We start from the raw sequence: 13,886 nt of genomic DNA on the forward strand, positions 1-13,886 counted from the left end.
AGAATAACACACAATATAATGAGAAAAGCGAATATCCTATTTAGTTTGATTTTTGTGATGGCGATAAACAGTTTCGCCCAGACAAAAAAGCCGGTATCTGCTGAGGAGGCAAAAATGAATGCCTTTATCAACAATTTAATGGCTAAAATGACGGTTGATGAAAAAATCGGTCAGTTGAATTTACCAAGTTCAGGAGATATTACAACCGGACAAGCCAACAGCAGCGATATTGGTAAGAAAATCAGAACCGGACAAGTTGGTGGTTTATTCAACATTAAAGGTGTTGATAAAATTGCCGCCGTTCAAAAAGTAGCTGTAGAAGAAAGCAGAATGAAGATCCCTTTGCTTTTTGGAATGGATGTGATTCACGGATACAATACCGTTTTCCCGATTCCTTTAGGCATGAGTGCCACCTGGGATATGTATGCAGTAGAAAAATCAGCTAGAATTGCAGCTGTTGAAGCCAGTGCAAGCGGTATTAACTGGACCTTCTCTCCTATGGTTGATATTTCTCGCGACCCACGTTGGGGCAGAATTTCAGAAGGTAATGGAGAAGATGCTTATTTAGGTTCGGCTATTGCAAAAGCTATGGTTAAAGGTTATCAAGGCGATTTAAAAGCTAACAACCAGATTTTAGCTTGTGTAAAGCATTATGCGCTTTATGGAGCTGCAGAAGCTGGTAGAGATTACAATACCACTGATATGAGCAAAGTTAGAATGTATAACGAGTACTTACCTCCGTACAAAGCAGCAGTAGATGCTGGCGCAGCAAGTATTATGGCATCATTTAACGAAGTTGATGGAATACCGGCAACTGGTAGCAAATGGTTGATGACCGAGGTTTTGCGTAACCAATGGGGTTTTAAAGGTTTCGTAGTTACGGATTATACAGGTATCCCTGAAATGATTGCACATGGTATGGGCGATTTACAAACTGTTTCTGCTCTTGCTTTAAACGCAGGTGTTGATATGGATATGGTTGGCGAAGGATTTTTGGGCACTTTAAAAAAATCATTAGCAGAGAAAAAAGTAAGTATCGAGCAAATTAACAGGGCTTGCCGTTTAATTCTTCAAGCGAAATACAAACTTGGATTGTTTGAAAATCCTTATAAATTTTGTGATCCGAAAAGAGCAGAAACCGAAGTTTTTACACCTCAAAATCGTCAGGCGGCAAGAGAAATCGCTGCTGAAAGTTTTGTGTTGTTAAAAAACCAAAATAACATATTGCCTCTTAAAAAATCAGGCACTATCGGTTTGGTTGGTCCATTGGTTGACAATACGGCCAATATGTACGGAACATGGAGTGTTGCTGCACTTTTCGATAAGTCGGTTACGGTTTTACAAGGCATGAAAAATGCTTTAGGCGAAAATGCAAAAATTTTAACGGCTCGTGGTTCTAATTTCCTTGCAGATTCTGTAGCAGAACATCGTTATGTGAATATCCACAACAAAACTTACACCCACGATTCTAGAAGTGAAGAAGAAATGATTAAAGAAGCGGTTAACGTTGCTAAGAAATCTGATGTTGTGGTTGCTGTTTTAGGCGAAGGTTCTGAATTTACCGGTGAAGCAAGTAGCGTAACCGATATTCAAATGCCTGAAACACAAAAAAATCTATTGAAAGAATTAGCAAAAACAGGTAAACCGATTGTTTTGGTGCTTTTTACTGGTCGTCCGTTAGCTTTGAAATGGGAAAACGAAAATATTCCTGCAATTTTAAATGTTTGGTTTCCGGGTAGCGAAGCTGGAAATGCAATTTCTGATGTACTTTTTGGAGATGTTAATCCATCAGGTAAGTTAAGCGCAACTTTCCCTCAGAATGTTGGTCAGGTGCCGATTTTTTACGCACATAAAAATACTGGTCGCCCATTGGCAGAAGGTAAATGGTTCGAGAAATTTCGTTCAAATTATTTAGATGTAAGCAACGATCCGCTTTTCCCATTTGGATACGGCTTGAGTTATACAACCTTTACTTACGGCGATATCAAACTTAGCGCTAACACGCTTACAAAAGGCAAAAGCATTACCGCAACTATTCCGGTTACCAACAATGGTAGCGTTGGTGGAAAAGAAGTTGTGCAACTTTACACCCAGGATTTAATCGGCAGTATTACACGTCCGGTTAAGGAATTAAAAGGTTTTCAAAAGATTTATTTAAAAGCTGGAGAAACCAAAAATGTTACGTTTAGCATAGCTGAAAACGACTTGAAATTTTACAATTCCGATTTGAAATTTGTTGCTGAGCCAGGAGATTTTAAACTATTCATCGGTACAAATTCTAAAGATGTTAAGGAAGCTTCTTTCTCTTTAAAATAATATTAAAAAAATGGTTAGTTACACCCCGAGCTGTTGCGAAATAGCCGGGGTTTTTTAATTTTGTTATATGAAGAACATCATTTTAACAGTTTGCTTATCGTTTTTTGTATTGATATTAAAGGCTCAAGACTTAAGTAAATACGAAAAAGGCAACTTTATTAAGGGTAAAGATTCGATTTACTACAGAATCTTGTTTCCTGAAAACTTTAATCCAGCTCAAAAATATCCTGTTTTATTTGTACTTCATGGTCGTGGTGAGAGTGGGAACGATAATGAAAAGCAATTAACGCATGGTGCAAAATTATTTCTGAAAGATGAGGTAAGAAAAAACTTCCCGGCCATTATCGTGTTTCCGCAATGTACTGCCGATAGTTATTGGGCAAATGTAAACATTACAACAGACGAAAAAGGCAAGCGAAATTTCAGTTTTTTAGAAGGCGGCAAGCCAACCAAAGCCATGCATGCCTTACAGAATATGGTTAAGGATTTTTTAAAAAAACCATTTGTTAATAAAGAACAAGTTTACGTTGGTGGTTTATCAATGGGTGGAATGGGGACTTACGAATTGTTGCGAAGACAGCGCAAAACCTTTGCCGCAGCCTTTGCCATTTGTGGTGGCGACAATACAAATAACATTAGAAAATATCAGCATATTCCACTTTGGATATTTCATGGAGCAAAAGACGATGTTGTTGTTCCTGAGTTTTCAATGGCTATTGCCGAACGTTTAAAAACTGTTGGCAAAGAGGTGAAATTCACACTTTACCCAAATGCCAATCACAATAGCTGGGATAGCGCTTTCGCCGAACCGCAGCTTTTACCGTGGTTATTTGGGCATAAAAAATAAAATAATTAGAAAAGCAATTTCAGTACTAATCGGTTTTGATACTCCCGCCATTTGCTACAATCTTTTTTTAACTTCTGTTATGCTGAGGCACGAAGCATCTGTTTCGTCTGCAATAGATGCTTCGTACCTCAGCATGACAGCTTATTTAGTGTTGCTGCTTAAAAAAGTATTTCCGCTCCTGTCGGGTTTAAATTACATAGGCTAACCTAAGTAAATAGACCCGACATAAATGTAAAGCCCGGAGCCCGATTTTTCTTCGGGCGAGGACTTGAAATGTTGGCGGGACTGCTGTAACCGATGAGCAGGATTATTGCTCTTCAAAAAACAAAAAAAGGCTTGAAGAAAAACATCTTCAAGCCCTTTTTATGAATTGTAAATTTTGATTTACTCTGCCATGTTATGATAAACAGCCTGCACATCATCATCCTCTTCTAACTTATCAATCAATTTTAAAACATCTGCAGCTTGTTCTTCAGTAACTTCGTGGTGCGAAAGTGCAATACGCTCCAGTTTCGAACTTTTTAGCTCAATACCTTTTTCTTCCAACGCTTTTTGTAACGAACCAAAGTTTTCGAAAGCACCTTGCGCTACCGCAATATCGTTTCCTTCTTCATCGGCCTCTACATATAATTCTTCTAAACCAGCATCAATTAATTCGAATTCTAATTCCTCTAAGTCTAAGCCATCTGCAGGCACAAATCTAAAGATAGATTTGCGGTTGAAAACGAAATCTAATGACCCAGTTTTACCCAAAGAACCGTCAGTTTTATTGAAATAACTGCGCACATTGGCAACCGTACGGTTTGTATTATCGGTAGCAGTTTCAATTAAAACAGCAACGCCGTGTGGTGCATAACCTTCGTAAACAATCTCTTCGTAATTTGCCAAAGATTTATCTGAAGCACGCTTAATTGCAGCCTCTACCCTATCTTTTGGCATATTTACAGCTTTAGCATTTTGCATTGCTGTACGTAAACGCGAATTGGTTTCAGGGTTTGGACCTGATTCTTTAACGGCCATTACAATATCTTTACCAATACGGGTAAATTGTACTGCCATTTTACTCCAACGTTTAAATTTTCTCTCTTTTCTAAATTCGAATGCTCTTCCCATTTTTTAGTATCAAGTATTTGGTATCGAGAAGGGTTAATTGCTTAATTGCTTAAACTGTTTAACTGATGCTCAATAACGACTAACCAATTTAAACAGTTAATCAGTTTTTACCTTTTTATTTTTTTAAGTTATTTAACATATCAATTGTGAGTTTCGATAAATCGTACTCCGGTTTCCAGTTCCAATCTTTTGCAGCAACGCTATCATCAATAGAACGTGGCCAGCTATCCGCAATCTGCTGACGAGGATCTTTTTCGCCGTAAATTAATTTAAAATCCGGAATATGTTTCCTGATTTCTGCAGCTAAAATTTCGGGCGTAAAACTCACACCACCAAAATTATAACTACTTCTTACCGAAATTTTATCGGCCGGTGCATCCATCAATTCGATTGTACCACGAATGGCATCATCCATGTACATCATCGGCAACTCAGAACCTGCATTTAAAAAGCTTTGATAGCTTCCCTTTTTCAATGCATCGTGGAAAATATGAATTGCATAATCTGTTGTTCCGCCGCCTGGAGCAGCTTTCCAACTAATTAAACCTGGGTAACGGATGCTCCTAACATCCAAACCATATTTTTGGTGGTAATATTCGCACCAACGTTCGCCAGCAAGCTTACTGATACCGTAAACTGTATTTGGGTCCATTGTACAATATTGTGGCGTGTTATCCTTGGGCGAATTTGGTCCGAAAACGGCGATAGAACTTGGCCAGTAAACTTTTGCAGTTTTATACTCAAGTGCTAAATCCAAAACGTTTAATAATCCGTTCATATTCAAATCCCAGGCAAGTTTAGGATTTTGCTCGCCTGTGGCTGATAAAAGCGCAGCTAACAAATAAACCTGAGTAGGCTTATATTTATTAAAAATGCCATTTATCATTTCTTTATCTAAAACGTTTACAAACTCAAAAGGAGCCGAATTTTTTATATCATAATCTGGTCTGCGGATATCGCAGGCAACTACATGATCGTCACCATATATTTTGCGTAGCATGGTTACCAATTCAGTACCAATTTGTCCGTTTGAACCTAAAACAACTATATTTTCTTTCATATATTTTTGGGAGAATGAGCAAAGTTAAAAAAATGAGATAAAAGGGCTATAAAATATTTAAACTAAGTGATTAGCTTTAAAATTTCGTTCTGAAAAATGTTAATAAAACAGGCTCAGAACAGCAGTTTTTTACATTATTGATTAAATTAATTAATTACATTTACTATAATTGTAGCAGACCAAATAAATAATGATTCCCTTTGAGCCTGAAAATTCTGTTGATTTACTTAGCCGCCTGAAACAAGGCGATAAGTTGGCTTACGAGAAAATATACTTTGCTTTTAGTAAAGAGCTTTTGGTTGCTGCATTTAAAAAAACCGGCGACAGGGTAATTGCCGAGGAGCTGGTTCAGAACATATTTATCTCCCTTTGGGAAAAAAGAGAAACACTCCAGATTGAAAATTTGCAAGCTTATCTTTTTGGTGCCTTAAAGCTGAGTGTGATTAATCACATCCGCAGTTTGGTTACTGAGAATAAGTATATCGAATATCAGGCATTAAGTTATACCGAAAATAGTGATGATACGAATCATAGCATTGCGCTAAATGATTTATCGGGAATTATAGAAGAAAGCATCAATTCTTTGCCATCCAAAACGCAGGAAGTTTTCAGGTTGAGTAGGTATCAATACCAATCGGTTAAAGATATTTCGAATGAATTAAACATCTCTGAAAAGGCAGTTGAGTACCATATTACTCGTTCGATAAAAAGAATTAAAGAATATATTAAAAATTTTTATATATTTTTTTAATTGACAATCAGCAACTTACATAATTATTAAAATTATTTTAGGGTTAGGTTTAGGGATTAATACGCTTTGTGTTACTTGTATGTATAAAGCCAAATATTTTTCCTTATGAATCAGAAATCATTCATCGATTTACTTAACCGCTATAATAACGGTTTATGCACAGAAGCTGAAAAGCTTTGGGTTGATAAATGGTATCATAATTTAAACAACAGAAACTTTCAGGATATTTCATCAGCAGAACTTGCAGAAATGCAGGATAACATTTGGCAGAAAATAAATCCAGCTGAAACGATTAAACCAGTTTCTAGAACCAAAAAATTGTGGCCGAAAATTGCAATTGCAGCATCAATTATGGTTGCATTTTTAATTGGTGGCTTGTACATGGCGAATAATAACCATGCGGAGCAATCTTTTATCGATGCTAACGAGAATTTAAGCCTTATCACCAAAACAAATGATAGCACTGAGCCAATTTATTTCTTTTTGAGTGATAGTAGTCGAGTGAAATTAAAACCAAATGCAACTATTATTTATCCAGAAGCATTTGCTGCAAATAAAAGAACAGTTTATTTAAAGGGCGATGCTTTTTTCGAAGTAAGTAAAAATCGTAAAAAGCCTTTTTATGTTTACAACCAAAACATTGTTGTTAAAGTTTTAGGCACAAGCTTCCATGTAAAATCGGCAAAAAATGGCATTCCTGCCCAAGTAGCCGTTAGAACTGGTAAAGTTCAGGTTAATGAGAACGAAGAAAGCACCTTATTTAACATCAACGATAAAAAGGTAGCAAAGGCGATTTTATTAAAACCTAATCAAAAGGGTGTTTTTGCAAATCATAACTTAAATAAAACATTGGTTGATAAGCCTATTCCACTGGCAGAGGCATACAATGTAGCTACAAACTTAAACTACAACTTCAAAGAGGAAAGTTTAAAATCAATTTTCGAAACACTTACTGAAGCTTACGGCATAGATATTACTTCTGATAACGAGGATATTTTAGCCTACACATTTACCGGAGATTTGAGCAAAAAGGGTCTTTATGAGCAACTAGACCTTGTTTGCGGCTCCATTTCAAGCAAATACCAAATAAAAGGAACCAGCATTGTGGTTTCAAATAAAAACTAAAACCAAATATGAGTAATTATGAAAAGATCACTACTAACAAACAGCCCATAATCGCGGCACAACTTCCATAATATATTCTTAAAAAACAAAGCCGACAATGTGGGGCATTGCCGGCGAGTTAAATACATCTGAATGTATTCATGGTATTTCCATGTCCAATAAATCCAATCATTTAATGAACAATAACCAAATTTATGAAAAAAAATCAACTTATTTCGCTGGCTATATATGCAATGAGAGTTTCGATTTACCAAATACTTGCAATTACAATTTTTTCTTGTGCAGCACTTGCTAAAAACGCAGATGCTCAGGCCTTTCTTAATAAATCAATTTCAATTAAAGCTGATAAAACAGATATAAAAACCATTATTGAAAAAACAGAATCGTTAGCAAATGTGAAGTTTGTTTATAGCCCACAGCTTATCAATTCTGATAGAAAAATTTCAATCAATGTTGTTAATCAAAAACTTAAGTACTTTCTTGAGAATTCGCTAAAACGTTATGACGTGGGATATAGGATAGTTAAAGATCAAATTTTGCTCTATTCTATTCCCGCTAATAACAATTTAGAAATTTTGAAAGCATTCGATGGTACAGTAACTGGTAAAGTAACCGATAGTAAAGGCAATCCGCTTCCGGGTGTATCGGTAACTGTGAAAGGCAAAACTACAGGTACAACTACCGATGAAAATGGTAATTTCTCATTAAAAAGCTTAACCGTTGATAGCCGCGTATTAGTGGTTAGATATGTAGGTTACATTTCTAAAGAGGTAATGTTATCTCCAGGAAACGCTGATGAAAACATTAGCATTAGCTTAGCAGAAGATAACTTGCAGTTAGAAAGTGTTGTGGTAACAGGCGGAAATCCAAAGAAAAAATTGGAAAGTAGTGTTGCCTTAACATCAGTAAGTAATAAAGATATAACGAACAGAGCACCATTAAACAGTACAGATTTGTTAAAAGCTATACCGGGCTTAACGGTAGAAAGTACAGGTGGTGATGGCCCGGGTAACGTTTGGGTACGTGGGTTTCCTCAACAAGGTGGTTATATTTTCTTAGGTATCCAAGAAGATGGTTTACCGTTATTACCTACAGGTTTTAACACAAACCCATCGGTAGATCAGTATTATAAAACAGATTTAACCATTCAAAACATCGAAGCGATTAGAGGTGGTAACGCTGCAATTGTACAAGCGAATACTCCAGGTGCTGTTGTAAATAACATCAGCTATGCTGGTGCAGATAAACAATATGGCCAGTTCAAATTTACTACTGGTTTCTCTCAGGGTTTATATCGTTTTGATGGAAACACTGGTGGAAAAATAAATGACAACATCAAATACAACATTGGTGGTTTTTACAGAACAGATAATGGAGTTGTAGATCAAGGTTTTAATCCGGCTAACCAAGGTGGTCAGATTAAAGGTAACATGACTTTCAGCTTCAAAAATAACAAAGGTTTTATCAGAGTTTATGGTAAATATTTAAATGATAAAGTTCAGTTCTTACTAACCAGTTACTATCCTTATGATGGTACAGGTAAACCAACAACTTATCGTGATTATAATATGGCTGAGCAGTCTATCTTGCCTCGCCAAACTGAATGGAGCTACAACGATCCGTCTACAGGACTTCATAATTTTAGTTTAACTGATGGTATCCATACAAAATTAGGTTCTGCAGGATTTCAGTTTAATTATTTAACAGATGGCGGATGGCAAATCGTAAACAATTTTCGTTACCAAAATACACACACAAATAGTACCTACACTGCACCAGCAGGAATTAATGCAAGAACTGCTACAACGCCATATTACTATCCAGGTGGAGCAGTTGCGCCATTTGCAGCAGGAGATTACGTTGTAACTTCAAACGCACAAGGACAAATTAATAGTGATGTACAGATTGTAAACTATTTAGATTTAAGAAAAACGATTAAAAATCATAGTCTAAATATTGGTGCAGGTATACACCAATATAATCGCGATGATTTACGTTTTGGCTTCCGTTCTTTCACAGAATTTAAAGAGCATCCAAGTATTATTTTACAATCACCAACAGCACTGGAAAGAACTATCCAAAACAAAAACACATTTATTGGAGATACCAGAACATTATCACTTTATGCTGGTGATGAGATAAAAATCAACGAGAAATGGCGTTTAGATATTGGAGCGAGAATCGATAATCAAAATGTTAAAGGTGATAGACCATACTATGCATTAAATGCAAACGGTACAGTTAACATTTCTGCAGGCGCAAGTCCAAACATTTTAGGTTACACAGGTTATAATGAAACCTTAACCAATTGGTCAGCATCTGTTGGAGCAAATTACAAAATCAATTCAACAGCAAGTATGTTTGCTCGTGCAACGAAAGCATACAATGCACCAAATATTGGCGATTATAATGCATCAGCGTATAACGCGGCAAACATTAAAAAACGTCCTGTTTATTTAGGAGAAGTTGGTTTTAAATATGCTAAAAATAATTTAGCAGTTTTTGCATCGGGTAGTTATTCTGCAATTAAAAATGTGTCATTAACTATCAATGTACCAACAGTTGCTGCTGGTCAGCAAGCATTAATTGCTTTTGGTTCTACCCGTACATGGAGTGCTGAATATGAAGTATCGTACAAAATTGCTAAGCCATTAAGTTTACGTTTTACAGGAACTTTACAAGATTCGAAATATACAGATTACGAAGCGAACACAAGTGGAAACGCAGCAGTTGCAGCAGAATTTGGAAACCGAGTTTATAGCTTTACAGGTAATAGAACAGAACGTGTGCCAGTTCTAAATACAGAATTAGGTGCAAATTATGAGTATAAAAACTTCAACTTATATGTTGCAGCAAATTATGTTGGTAGCAGATTTACTTCTCCAAGTGAGAGTTATGAATTACCATCATATGTGGTGATGAAAGCAGGAGCTGGTTATAATTTCACTAAGAAAATAGCAATAAGATTTTGGGCAGACAACTTGTTAGATGCAAAAGTTTTAACCGAGGGTGATGTTCGTGGTGACCAATTTAGAGATTTCTCTCAAGTAGTACCAGGCTCACTTTTAATTGGAAGAACATTATTACAACGTACTTTCTGGGGTTCATTAGCTTATTCATTTTAACAAATAAAGCCGGAGCAAATGTTCCGGCTTTTTCATTTAAACAAAAAACATCATGACTAACAGAAGAGAATTTTTACAAAAAGCAGGATTAGCAGCAGCTGCTGCGTACCTTTCACCATCATTTATATCATCAGCCTTAGCAAATCCGGCCAAAATTTCTAAAATCGGAATTGGCCTTTTCACATTAAGAGACCAACTGGCGGCGGATGTAAATGCAACCATCCAAAAAGTTGCAAGCATTGGTTACAACCAAGTAGAAACCTATTACGGCTATCCAGGTAAATATGAGGTAAAAGGATTTTGGGGATTAGAGGCAAAAGATTTTGTTACCTTGTTAAAAAACAATAATTTAACTTCACCAAGTGGTCATTACAACACAACTGATTTCTTATCAGGAAAAGGTGATACTGTTTTAAAATCGCACATTGAAACTGCAGCAACAGTTGGGCAGAAATATTTTGTAATTCCGGCTTTACCAACAGATATCAGAACTAACGGCACCTTAGATGATTACAAGAAAATGGCTGCTCTATTTAATCAAGCAGCAGAACTTTGTAAAAAATCAGGTTTAAAATTAGCTTATCACAATCATAATTTTGAATATAAAGACCAAGGTAATGGTAAAACCGGATTTGACATTTTATTAAACGAAACGGATGCTAAATTGGTAGGCTTCGAGTTGGATATTTTCTGGGCAGTAAATGCAGGCTTAAATCCTGTGGAAATGTTTAAGAAAAATCCGGGTAGATATAAAATGTTCCATGTTAAGGATATGGATAAAACCGATAAGAGTGTTTTTGCCGAAGTTGGTTCAGGACAAATCGATTTTAAAAGCATTTTCGCTGCATCTAAAACTGCCGGATTAGATTACATTTTCGCGGAGCAAGATTTGGTTAAAAAAGATGTTTATACAAGCATAACTGAGAGCTACAATTATATAAAAAACAATTTAATTTAAGTTTATAATATTCATAAGTAAACACAAAACTTATTAGTAAAAATCGAACCAATTTTGAATTTAGTACAGCTCAACAAAATCGATTTAGAATAAAGTAAAATGAGGTCGATAGCATATTATTTAGAACGATTCCACGCAGTAACAATAGCATTGCATAGTGTTAATTATACACAGTCGATTTAATATTTCCGGCATATTTTTCTAATATTACTAAATCAATATATTACAACCAAAATATATAAAATACTATAACAATGCATAGAAGAGAAGCACTAAAAAACGTAGCTTTCTTGTTGGGAGGAGCCATCTCGGCAAGTACGATGGGCGTTTTATTCGAAGGTTTCACGCTCCCGGAAAACGAAAAGAATTTTGTATCGTTCTCTCCACAGGATGAGAAAATCTTTGCTGAATTTGCTGATATTATTGTACCAACAACTAAATCATCTGCCGGTGCAAAAGCTGCCGGTTTAGGCAAATTTATCCCAATGATGATGCAGGATTGCTATCCTAAAGAAATGCAAAATTCTTTTGCTAAAGGATTTCGTGAACTTCAGGCTAAATCGCTTAGCGATTTCAAAAAGAGTTATGTTGCACTAACGGTCCCGGAAAGAACTAAGTTGATGATTGATTTAAGAGCGATGTCATTGGCGCAAAACGAAACTAAATCTGAAGAAAACAAAGATTTGGTTTATTTCTTCATTACCGCAAGAGACTTAACTTTATTAGGCTACTATTCTTCGGAAATTGGTTGCACAAAAGCTCGTGAGTATGTTCTTGTACCTGGAAGATACGACGGCAACGCAAAATTAAAACCAGGACAAAGATCTTGGGCAACCTAATTTCTAAAACAACAACAAAACATCATGAATTTAAATACAAATTTAAAAGCTGAAAATACTTACGATGCTATTGTTATAGGATCGGGGATTAGTGGCGGTTGGGCTGCAAAAGAACTTACTGAAAAAGGTTTACGTGTTTTAATGCTCGAAAGAGGAATGAACATTGAGCACATTACTGGCTATGAAACCGCAATGAAAAGTCCTTGGGAGTTTAAACATGCAGGCAAACTAACCGAAGAGCAAAAGCGTACCCACCCAGTTCAGAAAAGAGATTACCCATATCAGGAAGCGAATGAAAAGTGGTGGGTAAACGATTTAGAATGTCCTTACACTGAAGATAAACGTTTCGATTGGTACCGTGGTTTTCACGTTGGTGGTAAATCGCTAATGTGGGGCCGTCAAAGTTACCGTTTGAGTGACCATAATTTTGAGGATAACAAAAAAGACGGACACGGGAGCGATTGGCCTGTACGTTATGCAGAACTTTCTCCTTGGTATGATTACGCAGAACGTTTTGCTGGCATCAGTGGTTCGAAAGAAAACTGGCCAACTTGTCCGGATGGTGAGTTTTTACCGCCAATGGATTTAAACATCGTAGAAAAATCGGTAAAAAGCCGCATCGAAGAATATTACAAAAGAGAGCGTATCATGATGATTGGCCGAGTTGCCAATTTAACTGTACCTCATAAAGGACGTGGAAACTGCCAATACAGAAATTTATGTAGTCGCGGTTGTCCATTTGGTGCATATTTCAGTACACAATCATCTACACTACCAGCTGCGATGGCAACAAAACGCCTTACAGTTAGGCCATATTCTATCGTAAATCATATTATTTATGATAAGGATACTAAAAAAGCAAAAGGTGTAATGGTAATCGATGCTGAAACCAACAAAACAATGGAATTTTATGCTAAAATCGTTTTCGTTAATGGTTCTACGTTAGGTTCTACTTTTATTTTGTTAAACTCAACTTCTGATGCACATCCAAATGGTTTGGGTAATGGAAGTGGCCAGCTAGGTCACAACTTGATGGATCACCATTTCCGTTGTGGTGCTTCTGGTGAGGCTGAAGGTTTTGATGATAAATACACTTATGGCCGTCGTGCTAATGGAATATACATTCCAAGATATCAAAATATAGGTAACGACAAACGTGATTATTTACGTGGTTTCGGTTATCAAGGCAGTGCAAACAGATCAAACTGGCAAAGTGATGTTGCCGAGTTATCTTTCGGTTCTGGTTTAAAAGAAAAAATGACTAAACCAGGTAAATGGACAATGGGTTTAGGTGGTTTCGGAGAAATGTTACCATACTACGAAAACAAAGTTTACATTGACCATAACAAAAAAGATAAATGGGGTCAGCCTGTATTAGCTATCGATTGCGAATACAAAGAGAACGAGAAAAAAATGCGTGTAGATATGATGAATGATGCTGCTGAAATGTTAGAAAAAGCAGGCATGAAAAACATCAAAACCTACGATGCGGGCTGCTATCCAGGCATGGCTATCCACGAAATGGGTACGGCCAGAATGGGCAGTGATCCAAAAACATCTGTTCTAAATAAATGGAACCAAATGCATGAAGTAAATAATGTATTTGTAACTGATGGTGCTTGTATGCCTTCTATCGCATGTCAAAACCCATCGCTAACATTTATGGCTTTAACCGCACGTGCTGCCGATTATGCAGTAAAAGAATTAAAGAAAAATAATATTTAAATATAGGTAAAAGCTGAAAGGTTTAAG

The 13,886-nt window shown here is 36.3% G+C and carries 10 protein-coding genes; 8 read left to right on the top strand and 2 right to left on the bottom strand.

Annotated elements, in window-relative coordinates:
• The first annotated feature begins 18 nt into the window (after window positions 1-18).
• Together bglX and R2Q16_RS00535 are read left to right on the top strand one after the other, a co-directional pair.
• Window positions 19-2,316: a beta-glucosidase BglX gene (gene bglX, locus R2Q16_RS00530; protein WP_316734503.1), complete on the top strand. Its 2,298-nt coding sequence runs from the start codon at window positions 19-21 to the stop codon at window positions 2,314-2,316.
• Between the two features lie 67 nt (window positions 2,317-2,383).
• The gene (locus tag R2Q16_RS00535) at window positions 2,384-3,163 is read left to right on the top strand and encodes a prolyl oligopeptidase family serine peptidase (protein ID WP_316734505.1); all 780 of its coding nucleotides are present in this window, start codon (window positions 2,384-2,386) and stop codon (window positions 3,161-3,163) included.
• Window positions 3,164-3,547: 384 nt separating this feature from the next.
• Here R2Q16_RS00535 and R2Q16_RS00540 read toward each other — a convergent pair whose 3' ends face one another.
• The gene (locus tag R2Q16_RS00540) at window positions 3,548-4,276 is read right to left on the bottom strand and encodes a YebC/PmpR family DNA-binding transcriptional regulator (RefSeq protein ID WP_316734506.1); all 729 of its coding nucleotides are present in this window, start codon (window positions 4,274-4,276) and stop codon (window positions 3,548-3,550) included.
• A gap of 115 nt (window positions 4,277-4,391) precedes the next feature.
• Window positions 4,392-5,336 (bottom strand): NAD-dependent epimerase/dehydratase family protein, encoded by a 945-nt coding sequence (locus R2Q16_RS00545; RefSeq protein WP_316734507.1) that lies wholly within the window; start codon window positions 5,334-5,336, stop codon window positions 4,392-4,394.
• 190 nt (window positions 5,337-5,526) lie between these two features.
• Here R2Q16_RS00545 and R2Q16_RS00550 point away from each other — a divergent pair, with 190 nt between their 5' ends.
• From R2Q16_RS00550 to R2Q16_RS00575, 6 genes are all read left to right on the top strand, one after another.
• The gene (locus tag R2Q16_RS00550) at window positions 5,527-6,087 is read left to right on the top strand and encodes an RNA polymerase sigma factor (RefSeq protein WP_316734509.1); all 561 of its coding nucleotides are present in this window, start codon (window positions 5,527-5,529) and stop codon (window positions 6,085-6,087) included.
• Window positions 6,088-6,192: 105 nt separating this feature from the next.
• Window positions 6,193-7,212, top strand: a complete 1,020-nt coding sequence (locus R2Q16_RS00555; protein ID WP_316734510.1) for a FecR family protein — start codon at window positions 6,193-6,195, stop codon at window positions 7,210-7,212.
• Window positions 7,213-7,406: 194 nt separating this feature from the next.
• Window positions 7,407-10,337, top strand: a complete 2,931-nt coding sequence (locus R2Q16_RS00560) for a TonB-dependent receptor (RefSeq protein ID WP_316734511.1) — start codon at window positions 7,407-7,409, stop codon at window positions 10,335-10,337.
• A gap of 52 nt (window positions 10,338-10,389) precedes the next feature.
• Window positions 10,390-11,295, top strand: a complete 906-nt coding sequence (locus R2Q16_RS00565) for a sugar phosphate isomerase/epimerase (protein WP_316734512.1) — start codon at window positions 10,390-10,392, stop codon at window positions 11,293-11,295.
• Window positions 11,296-11,549: 254 nt separating this feature from the next.
• A complete protein-coding gene (locus R2Q16_RS00570; RefSeq protein WP_316734513.1) occupies window positions 11,550-12,134 on the top strand; it encodes a gluconate 2-dehydrogenase subunit 3 family protein in 585 nt (194 codons plus the stop codon).
• Between the two features lie 24 nt (window positions 12,135-12,158).
• Window positions 12,159-13,859 carry a GMC family oxidoreductase gene (locus tag R2Q16_RS00575; RefSeq protein ID WP_316734514.1) on the top strand — a complete coding sequence of 567 codons (1,701 nt, stop codon included), beginning with the start codon at window positions 12,159-12,161 and terminating at the stop codon, window positions 13,857-13,859.
• Window positions 13,860-13,886 lie beyond the last annotated feature (27 nt).

Origin of the sequence: Pedobacter aquatilis (genome assembly GCF_032678425.1) — a bacterium.
GTDB classification, from domain to species: domain Bacteria; phylum Bacteroidota; class Bacteroidia; order Sphingobacteriales; family Sphingobacteriaceae; genus Pedobacter; species Pedobacter aquatilis_B.